This is a genomic window from Alsobacter sp. SYSU BS001988 (assembly GCF_054796215.1).
In genome coordinates, this window is sequence record NZ_JBTAMK010000006.1 from 207,011 (window position 1) to 222,332 (window position 15,322).

A 15,322-nucleotide genomic window follows, 5' to 3' on the forward strand; every position below is an offset into this window, starting at 1 on the left:
TGCGCCAGCGCTCGACCACCACTTTCACGGGGATCGCCCGACCATGCCGATCGACATCCTGATGCCGGCTCTGTCTCCCACCATGGAGAAGGGCAACCTCGCCAAGTGGCTCAAAAACGAGGGCGACACGGTCAAGTCCGGCGACATCATCGCCGAGATCGAGACCGACAAGGCCACCATGGAGGTCGAGGCGGTGGACGAGGGCGTCCTGGCCAAGATCCTGGTCCCGGCCGGCACCGCCGACGTTCCCGTGAACGAGAAGATCGCCGTCCTGGCCGCCGACGGCGAGGACGTGGCGGCCGCGGCCGCAGGCGGGGGCTCGCCGGCGGCCGCCGCGCAGTCCAACGTCGCGGCCGTGAACGCCGCGACCGACGCGGCGCCGGCCCCGCCCAAGGAGGAGCGCGCCCCCGAGCCGAGCGCGCCTGCGACCGTTCCGGCCGCTCCCGCCTCGCCGACGCAGGGCGCCTATGACGCCTCCGGCGAGATCCCGGCCGGGACCGAGATGGTCTCCACGACCATGCGCGAAGCGCTCCGCGACGCCATGGCGGAAGAGATGCGCCGCGACGAAAAGGTCTTCGTCATGGGCGAGGAGGTCGCCGAGTACCAGGGCGCCTACAAGATCACGCAGGGCCTCCTGCAGGAGTTCTCGGCCCGTCGCGTCATCGACACGCCGATCACCGAGCACGGCTTCACGGGCGTCGCGGTCGGCGCGGCGCTGACCGGCCTGCGGCCGGTGCTGGAGTTCATGACCTTCAACTTCGCCATGCAGGCGATCGACCAGATCATCAACTCCGCGGCCAAGACGCTCTATATGTCGGGCGGCCAGATGGGCTGCCCCATCGTGTTCCGCGGCCCCAACGGCGCCGCGGCGCGCGTCGCCGCCCAGCACAGCCAGGACTATACGGCCTGGTACAGCCAGGTGCCGGGCCTGAAGGTGATCGCGCCCTCCAACGCGGCCGACGCCAAGGGCCTGCTCAAGGCCGCCATCCGGGACAACAACCCGGTCGTGTTCCTGGAGAACGAAATCCTCTACGGGCAGTCCTCGCCCGTGCCCAAGATGGACGACTATGTTATCCCGATCGGCAAGGCGCGCATCGCGCGGCCGGGCAAGGACGTCACCATCGTGTCCTTCTCGATCGGCATGACCTACGCCCTCAAGGCGGCCGAGGAACTCGCCAAGAAGCACATCTACGCGGAGGTGATCGACCTGCGCACCATCCGTCCCATGGACATCGACACGGTCCTGGCCTCGGTGATGAAGACCGGGCGCTGCGTCACCGTCGAGGAGGGCTGGCCCCAGTCGGGCGTCGGGGCCGAGATCTCGGCGCAGATCATGGAGAAGGCGTTCGACTACCTGGACGCGCCCGTGAAGCGCATCACCGGCAAGGACGTTCCGATGCCCTACGCGGCCAATCTCGAGAAGCTCGCGCTTCCCACGGTGGCCGAGGTCATCGAGGCCTGCCGCGCCGTGACATATCGCTGAGCGGAGAGCGCCCATGCCCATCAACGTCCTGATGCCGGCCCTCTCTCCCACGATGGAGAAGGGCAACCTCGCCAAGTGGCTCAAGAAGGAAGGCGACGCGATCAAGTCCGGCGACGTGATCGCCGAGATCGAAACCGACAAGGCCACCATGGAGGTGGAGGCGGTCGACGAGGGGATCCTGGCCAAGATCGTGGTGCCGGAGGGCACCGCCGACGTGCCGGTCAACGAGTTGATCGCGCTGATCGCCGCCGAGGGCGAGGACGCCAAGGCGGTCGCGGCCGGCGGCGGCGCCTCCGCGCCCGGCGCGAAGTCGCCCCAGAACGCGACCGACATGGTGACGGCCGCGGCCCCGGCCGCATCGGCCGAGGCGGCCTCGGCTCCCCAGGCGAGTTCCGCCGCGGCGGCCACGGAGGCCCGCGCTTCCGAAACCTTCAACGCCGGCGCGCCGGCGGCCGGCGCTCCCGCAGCTCCGGCGCCCAAGGCCGCCGACAAGCCGGACGGCGCTCGCGTGTTCGCCTCGCCGCTGGCCAAGCGGATCGCCAAGGAGGGCGGGCTCGATCTCGGCCGGATTCAGGGCAGCGGCCCGCACGGCCGCATCGTGGAGCGCGACGTGCGCGCCGCCATGGAAGGCGGGACCGCCAAGGCCGCTCCGGCGGCCCAGCCGTCCGCCGCTCCGGCGCCGGCCGCCGCCGCTCCCGCCGCCAAGGCCCCGGCCCCTGCCGGCGCCTCCGACGAGGCCGTCAAGAAGCTCTTCGAGCCCGGCAGCTACGAGGAGATCCCGCATGACGGCATGCGCCGCACCATCGCGCGCCGCCTCACCGAGGCCCGCCAGACGGTGCCGCAGTTCTACCTCACCATGGACTGCGAGATCGACGCGCTGCTGAAGCTGCGCGAGCAGGTCAATTCATCCGCGCCCAAGGGCAAGGACGGCGCGCCGGCCTGGAAGGTGTCGGTCAACGACATGGTCATCAAGGCGCTCGCCATGGCGCTGATGCGCGTGCCGGACGCCAACGTGACGTGGACGGAAGGCGCGATGCTGAAGCACAAGAACGCCGATGTCGGCGTGGCTGTGGCTTTGCCCAACAACGGCCTGATCACGCCCATCATCCGCAAGGCCGACGAGAAGACCCTCTCGGCCATCGCCAAGGCCATGAAGGACTTCGCGGCCCGCGCCAAGGACCGCAAGCTGAAGCCGGAGGAATACCAGGGCGGCACCACGGCGGTGTCCAACCTCGGCATGTTCGGCATCAAGGACTTCACGGCCGTGATCAACCCGCCGCACTCCACCATCCTGGCGGTGGGCGCGGGCGAGCAGCGCGCCGTCGTCCGCAAGGGCGAGCTGGCGGTCGCGACCGTGATGAGCATCACGCTGTCCTGCGATCACCGCGCCGTGGACGGCGCCCTCGGCGCGCAGCTCATCGCGGCGCTGAAGGACCTGATCGAGAACCCGATGGCGATGCTGGTGTGAGAGGTTTGACTTTGGCCCAAGGTCTCCCGATGTGATCATGGAGCGTGGTTTTTCCACTGTTCCATTTCATCACCGACGGAGATTGCCATGACGGAGCCGAAAGACATGATCCTGCCGCTTCTCAGAGAATTGCGCGACGAGATGAAAACGGGCTTTCAATCCGTCGATAGTCGTCTCGGCCGCGTCGAGGAGCGTCTGATCAAGATCGAGGCCGCGCAGAAAAGCTTTCGGCAGGCCATGACGACCGACACCCTGATGTCGAAGATCGTGTTGGGCGATTTCGAAGAGCGTCTCGCCACTCTTGAGCAAGGGGTCGAGATCATCACATCGCCCAAGGGCTAGCGCCGATACTGGCGAACACGCGGCCGAACGAGCCGGGCTGGATTAAGTGGGTAAAGCCCCGTCGCTCAGGGGCAACCGGCGGATGGACTGGGGAATAGCATGGCCGACACCTATGACGTGATCATCATCGGCGGCGGGCCGGGCGGATACGTCGCCGCCATCCGGGCGGCGCAGCTCGGGTTCAAGACGGCCGTCGTCGAGCGTGAGCACCTGGGCGGCATCTGCCTGAACTGGGGCTGCATCCCCACCAAGGCGCTGCTGCGGTCGGCCGAGATCTACCACTACATGCAGCACCCGCAGGCCTACGGGTTGACCATCGAGGGCAAGCCCGGCTTCGACCTCGCCGGCGTGGTGAAGCGCTCGCGCGGGATCTCGGCGCAGCTGAACCAGGGCGTCGGATTCCTGCTCAAGAAGAACAAGGTCGACGTGATCTGGGGCGAGGCCAAGCTCGGCAAGGGCGAGGTCGTTGTCGGCCCGTCGACCAAGCCGGTCGTTCAGCCGCAGAACCCCGTGCCCAAGGGCACGCTCGGGCACGGAACCTACAAGGCCAAGCACATCATCGTGGCGACCGGGGCCCGGCCGCGCGCTCTGCCCGGCATCGAGCCGGACGGCAAGCTGATCTGGACCTATTTCGAGGCCATGAACCCGGCGACTTTCCCGAAGTCGCTGATCGTGATGGGCTCCGGCGCCATCGGCATCGAGTTCGCCTCCTTCTACCGCACCATGGGGGCCGAGGTGACGGTGGTCGAGGTGCTGCCGCAGGTGCTGCCCGTGGAGGACGCCGAGATCGCCGCGCTGGCGCGCAAGCGCTTCGAGAAGCAGGGCATCAAGATCCTCACCGGCGCCAAGGTGACCAAGGTCGAAAAGGCCGCCGACAGCGTCACAGCGACGATCCAGGACGAGAAAAGCGCATCCCAGTCCATCACGGCCGAGCGGCTCATCTCGGCCGTCGGCGTCGTGTGCAACACGGAAGGGCTCGGCCTGGAGGGGCTGGGCGTGAAGCTCGACCGCGGCAGCATCGTCACGGACGGCATGGGCCGCACCAACGTGCCGGGCGTCTACGCCATCGGCGACGTCGCCGGTCCGCCGATGCTGGCCCACAAGGCCGAGCACGAGGGCGTCATCTGCGTCGAGACCATCAAGGGCCTGCACACGCACGCCATGGACAAGCTGCAGATCCCGGGCTGCACCTATTGCAACCCGCAGATCGCCAGCGTCGGCCTGACCGAGGCCAAGGCCAAGGAGCAGGGTTTCGCCGTCAAGGTCGGCCGCTTCCCGTTCATCGGCAACGGCAAGGCCATCGCGCTGGGCGAGCCCGACGGGCTGGTGAAGACCATCTTCGACGCCAAGACCGGCAAGCTGCTGGGCGCCCATATGGTCGGCGCGGAAGTCACCGAGCTGATCCAGGGCTTCGTCGTCGCCATGGGGCTGGAGACGACCGAGGAAGACCTCATGCACACGGTCTTCCCGCATCCCACCCTGTCGGAGACGATGCACGAGAGCGTGCTCGACGCGTATGGGCGGGTGATTCACGTCTAGCCAGATCGGGGGACGGCCATGGACTCCACCACCTATTCGGCTCTCGGCAACCCGAACATGGGCTTCTTCACCATGCTGCTGGTCGGCGTGCTCGCCGGCTGGATCGCGGAGAAGATCACCGAGTCGAGGCATGGGCTCTTCACCAACCTGCTGGTCGGCATCGCGGGCAGCTTCGTCGGCGGGAAGATCGCCGAGCTCATGAACGTGCCGGTGTTCGGCTTCTTCCGCACGCTGGTGGCGGCGGTGATCGGCGCGGTGCTGGTCTTGTGGATCTGGCGCAAAGTCCGGGGCCAGCCGCAAGGGTACTGAACGGTCTCCCGTCAACCTGGCGCTCCGCGCCGCCGGGGATGACGGCGGAGAGCAAGCCGGACCTGAGCCCATGCGACCATGGCGCCAGGCCGCCGAACCTTGCCGCGCCTGTCAAAAGTGACTACCTCCCTAGCCAGCGCGGCCAGACCGCGAGGAGCTTGCAGAATGGCCGTTCTCCTGGACCTGTTGAACAAGGACGCTCGTCCCCGCCATCCGGAGAAGGCCCATCGCCCGGACCAGCCGGTGCAGCGCAAGCCCGACTGGATCCGCGTGAAGGCGCCCGGCTCGCCGAAATGGGCCGAGACCAACGCCATCGTGCGCGAGCACAAGCTCGTCACGGTGTGCGAGGAGGCCGGCTGCCCCAATATCGGCGAGTGCTGGGAGAAGAAGCACGCCACCTTCATGATCATGGGCGACACCTGCACGCGGGCCTGCGCCTTCTGCAACGTGAAGACCGGCATGCCGGGCGCGCTCGACGCGGACGAGCCCGCCAAGATCGCCGACGCGGTCGCCAAGCTCGGCCTGCAGCATGTCGTGATCACGTCTGTCGACCGCGACGACCTCGCGGACGGCGGCGCCGAGCACTTCGCGCAGGTCATCCGCGCCATCCGGGCCCGCAGCCCCTTGACCACGATCGAGGTGCTGACGCCGGACTTCCTGCGCAAGGAGGGCGCGCTCGAGGTGGTGGTCGCGGCCCGGCCCGACGTCTTCAATCATAATCTGGAGACGGTGCCGTCCAAATATCTGACCGTGCGTCCCGGCGCCCGCTACTTCCACTCCATCCGCCTGCTGCAGCGGGTGAAGGAGCTCGACCGCACGATCTTCACCAAGTCCGGCATCATGGTCGGGCTCGGCGAGGAGCGGAACGAGGTGCTGCAGCTCATGGACGACCTGCGCTCGGCCGAGGTCGATTTCCTCACCATCGGCCAGTACCTGCAGCCGACGCGCAAGCACCATCCCGTGATGCGGTTCGTCACCCCCGACGAGTTCAAGAGCTTCGAGACGATCGCGGCCAGCAAGGGGTTCCTGCTGGTCTCTGCGTCGCCCCTGACGCGCTCGTCGCATCACGCGGGCGAGGACTTCGCCAGGCTCAAGGCGGCCCGGGTCGCGCGGCTCGGGGCCTGACCCCGCGATGCCGTCCTTCAGGACCACGCGCCGGGTGCGCCACACGCCGGCGAACATGTTCGAACTGGTCGCGGACGTCGAGAAGTACCCGCTGTTCCTGCCGCTCTGCGAGGACCTGAAGGTCCGCCGCAAGGCGCAGAGCGGGGAGGGAGTGGAGGTGCTCGTGGCCGACATGACGGTCGGCTACAAGGCGATCCGCGAGACCTTCACGAGCCGCGTCACCCTGGACCGGCCCCGGCTGAAGATCCTGGTCGAATATATCGACGGCCCGTTCCGCATGCTGGAGAACCGCTGGTCGTTCCAGGCCGCGCCCGACGGCTGCGTCGTGGAGTTCTACATCACCTACGAGTTCCGCAGCCGGACGCTGGGCCTGCTCATGGGGGCGATGTTCGAGCGCGCCTTCCGGAAGTTCGCCGAGGCGTTCGAGGAGCGCGCCGACGTGGTCTATGGACCGGCGCAGCGCGTCGCCGCCGGGCCGCAGGCCTGACGCCCGTTCAGCGGCCGGCGTCCTCCAGGAGGTCGAGCGCGTCGCGCAGGGCGGCCTCCCGCACGCCGGCCCGGCCGAGATCGCCGTAACGCTTCTCCAGGGCGACCGTCGCCCCGCCCCGGCGCGCCGCGGCGAAGTGCACGAGGCCGACCGGCTTTGCGTCCGTGCCGCCGCCGGGCCCGGCCACGCCGGTGATCGCCACGGCCACGTCCGCCCGCGAATGGGCGAGGCCGCCTTGCGCCATGGCGCGCGCGACGGGCTCGCTGACGGCGCCGTGGCGGGCGATCAGCTCCGCCGGGACGCCGACGAGCTCCGTCTTGGCCTCGTTGGAATAGGTGACGAAGCCGCGCTCCACCACGTCGGAGGAGCCCGGGACGGCGGTGAGCGCGCCCGCCACGAGGCCGCCGGTGCAGGATTCCACCGTCGCCAGCTTCAGCCCGCGCGTTCGCAAATGGGCGAGGACGGCCGCGGCGCGGTTCTCGATGTCGTGCGGGATCATGCGTCCTCCGTCGGGTCGGCCTCTTCGGGCAGCAGGACGGTGGCGACCGCCTGGGCGGCGACGCCCTCGCGGCGGCCGGTGAAGCCGAGGCGTTCGGACGTGGTTGCCTTGACGGCGACGCGCCCGACCGGCAGGCCGCAGATGGCGGCGATGCTTTGGCGCATGGCGTCGCGATGAGGGCCGATGCGCGGCGCCTCGCACACCACGGTGGCGTCGACATGGACCAGCCGGCCGCCGCGCGCCCGCACACGGTCCACCGCGAAGGCGAGGAAACGGTCGGACGAGGCGCCCTTCCACTGCGGATCGGAGGGCGGGAAATGGTCGCCGATGTCGCCGTCCGCGATCGCGCCCAGCACCGCGTCCGTGATGGCGTGCAGCACGACGTCGGCGTCGGAATGGCCGCTCAGCGCGAATTCGTGCGGGATGGCGACGCCCCCCAGGATCACCGCGTCGCCCGGCTCGAAGGCGTGCACGTCGTAGCCCAGCCCGACGCGGGTCTCGCCGCGCATCCGCGGGGCGGGCGACAGCCGCCGCTCGGCCGCCTCGAAGTCCTCCGGGCGGGTGATCTTGACGTTCTCCGGCGCGCCCTCGACCACATGCACCACCATGCCGGCCCACTCGGCGACCGCGGCGTCGTCCGTGAGGTCGTCGCGGCCGGCCGCGAAGGCGAGGCGGTGCGCGTCCAGGAGCGGGGCGAAGCCGAAGCCCTGCGGGGTCTGCACGGCGCTGAGTTCGGCCCGGACAGGGGTGTCGAGCACGCGGCCGTCGGCGGCCACGCGCTTGACGGTGTCGACCAGCGGCGTGCCGGGGACGGCGGCGCCGGTGGCCTCGGTCTGGGCGAGGATGCGGGCCACGAGGTCCGGCGGGACGAAGGGCCGCGCTGCGTCATGGATGAGGACGTAAGACGGCGGCTCCGGCGCCTGGGCCAGCGCCTCCATGCCGTTGCGGACGGAGGCCTGGCGGGTCGGTCCGCCGGCGACGGGCTCCAGCAGCCGCCCGGCCCAGTCCGGCGCAAGCTCCGTCAGGGCCTGGTCGTACGCAGCCCGGTCGTCCTCGCCGATGACGCACAGGATGTCGGCCTGCGGGCAGGCCGCCGCCATCGCGGCGATGCTGCGGGCGAGCAGGCTGACGCCGGCGACCGGGCGGAACTGCTTGGGCCGGCCGGCCCCGGCGCGTTCCCCCCGCCCGGCGGCCACGATGATGACGGCGAGAGGCGCGCGGCTGGACATCAGCCTCGAATGACGCGATTTGGATCGCGGGTCAACGCACGCCGCGCCGCTCGGGCCATGAGCGCCCTGCTGGCGTGGCGACATGTGCGATGTCCTGACGCAGTCGGGCTCATCCCGGCTTGCTGCACTGCAATAATTGGCTACTATGCAGGCATTATGACCGAGTGCACAAAAACCGTGCAACCAAGAAGGGCTCCCCTGGCGATCGGACCCGTCGCGCTGGACGGCTGCGTCGCGCTCGCGCCTATGTCGGGCGTCACGGACGCCGGGCTGAGGCGCATCGCCCGGCGCTTCGGCGCCTCGCTGGTCGTGTCCGAGATGGTCGCGTCAGACGAGTTCGCCCGCGGGTCGGCCGAGGCGCTGCTGCGCGCCGAAGGGGCGGGCATCGATCCCCATGTCGTGCAGCTGGCGGGCCGGCAGCCCCACTGGATGGCCGAGGCCGCCCGCATCGCGGAGGGCGCCGGGGCGTCCGTCGTCGACATCAACATGGGCTGCCCCGCCAAGAAGGTGACGGGCGGCCTGGCGGGCTCGGCCCTGATGCGCGACCTCGACCATGCTTTGAGCCTGATCGAGGCGACGGTCGCGGCCGTGCGCATCCCGGTGACGGTGAAGATGCGGCTCGGCTGGGACGACGCCACCCGGAACGCTCCCGAACTCGCGCGCCGCGCGGAAGACGCCGGCGTGCGGATGATCACCGTCCATGGGCGCACGCGCTGCCAGTTCTACAAGGGCGAGGCGGACTGGTCGGCGATCCGGGCCGTCAAGCAGGCTGTCCGCGTTCCGGTGATCGCCAATGGCGACTGCAACGGGCTGAAGGACGCCCGGACCATGCTGGAGCGCTCGGGCGCGGACGGCGTCATGGTGGGGCGCGCGGCGGTCGGCCGCCCGTGGCTCGTCGGCGCCATCGCCCGCGCGCTCGAGGCGGGCGGCGACGACGTCGCCGAACCGCCGCTGGAGGTGAGGCGCGACGCCGCGATGGAGCACTATGACAGCCTGCTCAGCGCCTACGGGGCGCGGGTCGGCGTCCGGCACGCCCGCAAGCACCTGGCCGCCTATGCGGACGATCTCGCCCGCGAGGGCCGGGCGGTGCGGCCGGATCTGCGCAGCACGCTGGTCACGGCCGAGAATCCGGCGCTGGTCGCCGCGGCCCTGCATTCCGTTTTCGAGTCACCCCTGATGGACGAAGCCGCATGAACCTCACCGCCCTGGCCCGTGGCCGCCGTCGCGAAGGACCCGCCGCCTCTGCGAGCCGCGGCGACGCCATCCTGAACGTCCTGCCGTTGCCGGTGCTGCTGGTCGACGAAGACAACCAGGTGGTCGAGGCCAACGCCGCGGCGGAGTTCTTCTTCGACATGAGCCGGGTGATGCTCCGCCGCCATCGGCTGGCGGACCTGCTGCCCTTCGGCTCGCCGATCCTGTCACTCGTCGACGAGGCGCGCCGACGCAGCGGCAGCATGAATGAGTACCGCGTCGACATCGGCAACCCGCGCATCGGCAGCGAGCGCATCGTCGACGTCTTCGTGGCGGCGGCCGGCGAGGCCGACCCGCAGGTCGTGCTTATGCTGCAAGAACGGACACTTGCTGAAAAAATAGACAGGCAGCTCACCCATCGCGGAGCCGCCCGCTCCATCTCGGCGCTGGGCTCCATGCTGGCGCATGAGATCAAGAACCCGCTGTCGGGCATCCGCGGCGCCGCGCAGCTGCTCGAGACCTCCGTCGACGACGCCGACCGCACCCTCACGCGGCTGATCTGCGAGGAGACGGACCGGATCGTGAAGCTCGTCGACCGCTTCGAGGATTTCGCCGACGGCCGGCCCCTCGAGCGCGAGGCGGTCAACATCCACGCCGTGCTGGAGCATGTGAAGCGGCTCGCCGTCTCGGGCTTCGCGAGGCATATCCGCTTCATCGAGACCTATGATCCCTCCCTGCCGCCCGTGATGGGCAACCGCGACCAGCTCATCCAGGTGTTCCTGAACCTGGTGAAGAACGCCGCCGAGGCCATCGGGCCCGACGCGGTGGACGGCGAGATCGAGCTCACGACGGCGTTCCGGCCCGGCGTTCGCATGACGGTTCCGGGCACGCGCGAGCGGGTGAGCCTGCCGCTCGAATTCTGCGTGCGCGACAACGGCCCGGGCGTGCCGGAGGATCTCGCCCGCCACCTGTTCGATCCCTTCGTGACCACCAAGCAGAGCGGGAGTGGCCTCGGTCTTGCTTTGGTTGCAAAGATCGTTGGGGACCACGGGGGCGTCGTCGAATGCGACTCCCTGCCCCGCAGGACGACCTTCCGCGCCCTCATGCCGATGCATGTGGCGCGCGACGGCCGGGCCTGACAACACAAAGGGTGATCGATGCCGAGTGGCACTATCCTCGTCGCTGACGACGATGCCGCGATCCGGACCGTTTTGAATCAGGCGCTTGCGCGGGCTGGCTACGAAGTTCGTTCAACCGGGACCGCCTCCGGGCTCTGGCGTTGGGTGGCGGCCGGCGAGGGCGACCTCGTGGTCACCGACGTCGTGATGCCGGACGAGAACGCCTTCGACGTGCTGCCGCGGATCAAGAAGCTGCGCCCCGACCTGCCGATCATCGTCATGAGCGCGCAGAACACCTTCATGACGGCCATCAAGGCCTCCGAGCGCGGGGCCTATGAATACCTGCCCAAGCCCTTCGACCTGAAGGAGCTGATGGCGATCGTCGCCCGCGCCCTGTCGCGGCCCAAGGGCGCGCCCCTCGCCCACGAGCCCGAGCAGCCCGAGGACATCCCGCTGGTCGGCCGCTCCCCGGCCATGCAGGAGATCTACCGGGCGCTCGCCAGGCTCATGCAGACCGACCTCACGGTGATGATCACGGGCGAGTCCGGGACCGGCAAGGAGCTGGTCGCCCGGGCGCTGCACGACTACGGCAAGCGCCGCAAGGGCCCGTTCGTGGCCGTCAACATGGCGGCGATCCCGCGCGACCTGATCGAGAGCGAGCTCTTCGGCCACGAGAAGGGGGCCTTCACGGGCGCGATGCAGCGCGCCTCAGGCCGCTTCGAGCAGGCCGAGGGCGGCACGCTCTTCCTGGACGAGATCGGCGACATGCCCATGGAGGCGCAGACGCGGCTCCTGCGCGTGCTGCAGCAGGGCGAATACACGACGGTGGGCGGGCGCACGCCGATCCGCACCAATGTGCGGATCGTGGCGGCCACCAACAAGGACCTGCGGATCTCCATCCAGCAGGGGCTGTTCCGCGAGGACCTGTTCTTCCGTCTGAACGTCGTGCCGCTGCGCCTGCCGCCGCTGCGCGAGCGCTCCGAGGACATCCCGGACCTGGCGCGGCACTTCTTCACCATGGTGGAGAAGGAGGGGCTGCCGCGAAAGCAGATCGACGCGGCGGCGCTCGACCGGATGAAGCGGTACCGCTGGCCCGGCAACGTGCGCGAGCTGGAGAACCTGATCCGCCGGCTGGCGGCGCTCTACCCGCAGGAGACGATCACCGAACCGCTGATCGAGGCGGAGCTGGCCGAGCCGAGCCTTTCGTCCACGCCGATCCTGAAGGCGGACGCCCCGATCGACGAGGACACCCTGATGGCCTCGGTGGAGCGGCATCTCGGCAAGTATTTCTCGCAGTTCAAGGGAGACCTGCCTCCGCCCGGGCTCTACCACCGCGTCCTGCGGGACCTGGAGGAGCCGCTGATCGGCGCCGCCCTGTCGGCGACCCGGGGCAACCAGATCAAGGCGGCCGAGCTGCTCGGGCTGAACCGCAACACCCTGCGCAAGAAGATCCGCGACCTGGAGATCCAGGTGATCCGCACCACCCGGTGACGCCCGCTTGGCGGGGAAACCCCGCTTGGCGGGCCACGCCCGCTTGGCGGGCCACGCCCGCTTGGCGGGCCAGCCCGCTCGGCGGGGCAAGCCCGCGGGGGCGGCGGCCTCGTCGGGTCAGAGCATGTCCAGCGGACGCTTGCGCCGCGGCGGGGGATATTCGCGGTCGATCGCGGCGAGATCCTCGGAGTCCAGGGTGAGGTCGGCCGCGGCGCGGTTCTCGCGCACGTGCTCGATCGTGCCGGCCTTCGGGATCGCGATCACGTCCGGGCGGCGCATCACCCAGGCGAGCGCGATCTGGAACGGCGACACCCCGTGCTTGCGGGCCACCGCGTTCAGCGCGCCCGTGCGCGGCAGCGATCCCTGCTCGATGGGGCTGTAGGCCATCACCGGGATGCGGCTCTGGGCCAGCTTGGGCATGAGCTCGAATTCGGGTCCGCGGCGCACGAGGTTGTAGAGGATCTGGTCGACCGCGCAGGCGTCTCCGCCCGGCGCGCCCGCCAGCTCGTCCATCTCGTCGCTGTCGAAGTTGCTCACGCCCCAGGCCCTGATCTTGCCCGCGGCGCGCAGGTCCTCGAAGCCCCGGATGGTCTCCTCGATGGGGACGGCCCCCGGCCAGTGCAGGAGATAGAGGTCCAGATAATCCGTGTTGAGCCGCCGCAGGCTGCCCTCGCAAGCCTTGGCCACCCCGCTGCGCGAGGCGTTGTGGGGATAGACCTTGCTGACGAGGAAGACCTCCTTGCGCAGCCCCTGCAGGGCCTGGGAGAGCAGCTGCTCGGTGCGCCCTTCGCCATACATCTCGGCGGTGTCGACCAGCGTCATGCCGAGTTCGACGCCCAGTTGCAGCGATTCGATCTCGGAGCGCCGCCGCTCCGGCCGCTCGCCCATCCGCCAGGTGCCCATGCCGAGATTCGGAACCTGCGTTCCGTCCGGGAGCATGAGGGTGCGGATCATCAAGTCCTCCGATGCACGGATGTGGCGGCCCGGGAACCGGGCCCGCTCGTCCCAACCAATTCGGTCCGGCACGCAAGGTTGCCGCGACCCACCCCCGAAGGCGCAACACCCGTGTGTCGGAACTGTGGAGGTCGCAGCGCCAAAAAAACGGCGTCCGGCGGAACGACCCCCGAGGCTCCCCGGTTTGCTGTCGAACCCGACGTTCGAATCCATCCCGGAGAGGCCATCATGAGCGACATCGCAGATTCTTTCTCCAGCAAAGGCGCGAGCGCCGTGAATGTCGGGAGCACCGAGCGTGCGCTGTCGACCATCGGAGGCGCGCTCATCGTGCTCGACGGGCTGCGCAGCGGCAGCCTTTTCGGCGCGATGCGGGCCGTGCTGGGCGCCGTCCTGATCGCGCGCGGCGTGGGCGGCCATTGCCCGGCCTATGCGGCGCTGGGCGTCGACACCACCCATGACGACGCGCCGTCGCTCGGACGGGGCTGAGGCGCGCCATGAGCTTCTTCATGACGAGCCCGCTCTTCACCAACGGGCAGGCGATTCCGGTGCGGTTCACCCGCCGCTCCGAGAACATTTCGCCGCCGCTGGTGATCCAGGGCGCGCCCGAGGGGACGCGCAGCTTCGCCCTCCTCGTGCAGGACACGGACGCCGACGACTTCGTCCATTGGGCGGCCTTCGACTTCGCCGAGACGCATCTGCCGGAGGCCGCCGGGAACGACCCCGCGGTCGCGCCGCCCGGCATGAAGCATGCGGTGAACGGCTTCGGCCGGGCCGCCTATGACGGCCCGCAGCCGCCGGAGGAGGGCAGCGTCCACAACTACTATTTCCGGCTGATCGCGTTGCCGGAGCCGACTCTGGGCCTCGACAATGGCTGCGACGCTCTCGAGATGTGGCGCAAGGCGCGCGCCATGCGGCTGGCGGAGGTCGAGTTGATCGGCCTTTACATGGGGACGCCTCTGTAAGAGGCGGACGCGCGGGTCCGCAGGCCCGACGCCATGGACGCCGTCCGACAACCCTGTAATCTCCCGCTGCGCGCCCTTGGTGCGGGCCCATGTCGAGGGCCGCGGCGCGCCGCACAGGGAGAGATGGATGACGAGGGAGTTCACCCGCCGCGACGTGGCCCGGCTGGCCGCCGCAGGCCTGTCCGTCGCGGCGCTTCAGTCCCGCAGCGCCTTCGCGCAGGGCCCGACCTTTTTCCGCATCGGAACCGGCGGAACGGCCGGCACCTACTATCCGGTCGGCGGCATGATCGCGAACGCGATCTCCAACCCTCCCAACCTGATCCTCACCGCGCAGGCCTCCAACGGGTCGGTCGCCAACATCAACGGCATCGCCAGCGGGCAGCTCGAATCGGGCTTCACGCAGGCGGACGTGGCCGCCTGGGCGTATTCGGGCACGGGCCTGTTCGAGGGCAAGCCGAAGGCCGAGGACCTGCGCCTCATCGCCAATCTCTACCCCGAGAGCATCCACTTCGTGGCCGGCAAGTCCGCCAAGGTGAAGTCGATCGCCGATCTCAAGGGCAAGCGCGTCTCGCTCGACGAGCCCGGCTCCGGCACGCTGGTGGACGCGCGCATCATCCTGAAGGCGTTCGGCATCTCCGAAAGCGACATCAAGCCGGAATACGTCAAGCCGAACCAGGCCGCGGACAAGATCCGCGACGGCTCCCTCGACGCCTTCGTGTTCGTGGGCGGCTATCCGACCAGCGCCATCGCCGAACTGGCGGCCACGGGCGGCGGCGTCGACATCGTGCCCATCGTCGGGCCGCAGGTGGACGAGTTGCGAAAGCAGTACGCGTTCTTCGCAGAGGACGAGATCCCGGCCGGGACCTACAAGGGCGCGGACGCCGCCAAGACGCTGGCCGTCGGCGCCCAGTGGGTGACCTCGGCGAAGATCGCGCCGGACGTCGTCTATGAGGTCACCAAGGCGCTGTGGGCCGACAAGACCCGCGCCGCCCTCGACGCGGGGCACGCCAAGGGCAAGATGATCCGCAAGGAGACGGCCCTGGCCGGCGCGGGCGTTCCGCTGCATCCGGGCGCGGAGAAGTTCTATCGCGAGGCCGGCCTGCTCAAGTAAGGGCGGACTTCCAG

Annotated in this window: 16 protein-coding genes; 13 read left to right on the top strand and 3 right to left on the bottom strand. The window is 69.6% G+C overall.

The annotated features are described in order from the left end of the window. Window positions 1-43: 43 nt before the first annotated feature. From ACYVO7_RS14215 to ACYVO7_RS14245, 7 genes are all read left to right on the top strand, one after another. Complete coding sequence (locus ACYVO7_RS14215) at window positions 44-1,483, top strand: pyruvate dehydrogenase complex E1 component subunit beta (protein WP_460450478.1); 1,440 nt, start codon at window positions 44-46, stop codon at window positions 1,481-1,483. Window positions 1,484-1,496: 13 nt separating this feature from the next. Further along, complete coding sequence (locus ACYVO7_RS14220; RefSeq protein WP_460450479.1) at window positions 1,497-2,951, top strand: pyruvate dehydrogenase complex dihydrolipoamide acetyltransferase; 1,455 nt, start codon at window positions 1,497-1,499, stop codon at window positions 2,949-2,951. Window positions 2,952-3,038: 87 nt separating this feature from the next. After that, a complete protein-coding gene (locus ACYVO7_RS14225) occupies window positions 3,039-3,293 on the top strand; it encodes a hypothetical protein (RefSeq protein ID WP_460450480.1) in 255 nt (84 codons plus the stop codon). A gap of 99 nt (window positions 3,294-3,392) precedes the next feature. Then, window positions 3,393-4,832: a dihydrolipoyl dehydrogenase gene (gene lpdA, locus ACYVO7_RS14230; protein ID WP_460450481.1), complete on the top strand. Its 1,440-nt coding sequence runs from the start codon at window positions 3,393-3,395 to the stop codon at window positions 4,830-4,832. A gap of 18 nt (window positions 4,833-4,850) precedes the next feature. Beyond that, entirely contained in the window at window positions 4,851-5,141 is a 291-nt protein-coding gene (locus ACYVO7_RS14235) for a GlsB/YeaQ/YmgE family stress response membrane protein (protein WP_460450482.1), read from the top strand. A gap of 165 nt (window positions 5,142-5,306) precedes the next feature. Beyond that, window positions 5,307-6,266 carry a lipoyl synthase gene (gene lipA / locus ACYVO7_RS14240; RefSeq protein WP_460450483.1) on the top strand — a complete coding sequence of 320 codons (960 nt, stop codon included), beginning with the start codon at window positions 5,307-5,309 and terminating at the stop codon, window positions 6,264-6,266. 7 nt (window positions 6,267-6,273) lie between these two features. After that, entirely contained in the window at window positions 6,274-6,753 is a 480-nt protein-coding gene (locus tag ACYVO7_RS14245; RefSeq protein WP_460450484.1) for a type II toxin-antitoxin system RatA family toxin, read from the top strand. 7 nt (window positions 6,754-6,760) lie between these two features. On the opposite strand, the gene ACYVO7_RS14250 is transcribed toward ACYVO7_RS14245, so the two are convergent. Then, window positions 6,761-7,252: a CinA family protein gene (locus tag ACYVO7_RS14250; protein WP_406858147.1), complete on the bottom strand. Its 492-nt coding sequence runs from the start codon at window positions 7,250-7,252 to the stop codon at window positions 6,761-6,763. Continuing rightward, window positions 7,249-8,481 carry a bifunctional 2-C-methyl-D-erythritol 4-phosphate cytidylyltransferase/2-C-methyl-D-erythritol 2,4-cyclodiphosphate synthase gene (locus ACYVO7_RS14255; RefSeq protein ID WP_460450485.1) on the bottom strand — a complete coding sequence of 411 codons (1,233 nt, stop codon included), beginning with the start codon at window positions 8,479-8,481 and terminating at the stop codon, window positions 7,249-7,251. Before ACYVO7_RS14255 ends, ACYVO7_RS14250 begins: the two co-directional genes overlap by 4 nt. 156 nt (window positions 8,482-8,637) lie before the next feature. On the opposite strand from ACYVO7_RS14255, the gene dusB reads away from it, so the two are divergent. Genes dusB through ntrC form a run of 3 tightly spaced genes read left to right on the top strand, consistent with a single transcriptional unit; the run spans window position 8,638 to window position 12,281 of the window. Further along, on the top strand, window positions 8,638-9,675 hold the full coding sequence (dusB, locus tag ACYVO7_RS14260) for a tRNA dihydrouridine synthase DusB (protein ID WP_460450486.1): 1,038 nt from the start codon (window positions 8,638-8,640) through the stop codon (window positions 9,673-9,675). After that, window positions 9,672-10,811, top strand: a complete 1,140-nt coding sequence (locus ACYVO7_RS14265; RefSeq protein ID WP_460450487.1) for a two-component system sensor histidine kinase NtrB — start codon at window positions 9,672-9,674, stop codon at window positions 10,809-10,811. The genes dusB and ACYVO7_RS14265 overlap by 4 nt, the downstream gene beginning before the upstream one ends. Before the next feature lie 18 nt (window positions 10,812-10,829). Beyond that, window positions 10,830-12,281, top strand: a complete 1,452-nt coding sequence (gene ntrC, locus ACYVO7_RS14270) for a nitrogen regulation protein NR(I) (RefSeq protein WP_460450488.1) — start codon at window positions 10,830-10,832, stop codon at window positions 12,279-12,281. A gap of 117 nt (window positions 12,282-12,398) precedes the next feature. Here the strand turns inward: ntrC and ACYVO7_RS14275 are convergent, their stop codons facing one another. After that, a complete protein-coding gene (locus ACYVO7_RS14275; RefSeq protein ID WP_460450489.1) occupies window positions 12,399-13,235 on the bottom strand; it encodes an aldo/keto reductase in 837 nt (278 codons plus the stop codon). A 228-nt stretch (window positions 13,236-13,463) separates the two neighbouring features. On the opposite strand from ACYVO7_RS14275, the gene ACYVO7_RS14280 reads away from it, so the two are divergent. The 3 genes from ACYVO7_RS14280 to ACYVO7_RS14290 all read left to right on the top strand — a co-directional run bounded on the left by ACYVO7_RS14280 (window position 13,464) and on the right by ACYVO7_RS14290 (window position 15,308). Beyond that, entirely contained in the window at window positions 13,464-13,721 is a 258-nt protein-coding gene (locus ACYVO7_RS14280) for a YgaP family membrane protein (protein ID WP_460450490.1), read from the top strand. 8 nt (window positions 13,722-13,729) lie between these two features. Further along, window positions 13,730-14,197, top strand: coding sequence for a YbhB/YbcL family Raf kinase inhibitor-like protein (locus ACYVO7_RS14285; protein ID WP_460450491.1), 468 nt, complete (start codon window positions 13,730-13,732; stop codon window positions 14,195-14,197). 127 nt (window positions 14,198-14,324) lie between these two features. Next, window positions 14,325-15,308 (top strand): TAXI family TRAP transporter solute-binding subunit, encoded by a 984-nt coding sequence (locus ACYVO7_RS14290; protein WP_460450492.1) that lies wholly within the window; start codon window positions 14,325-14,327, stop codon window positions 15,306-15,308. Window positions 15,309-15,322: the final 14 nt, after the last annotated feature.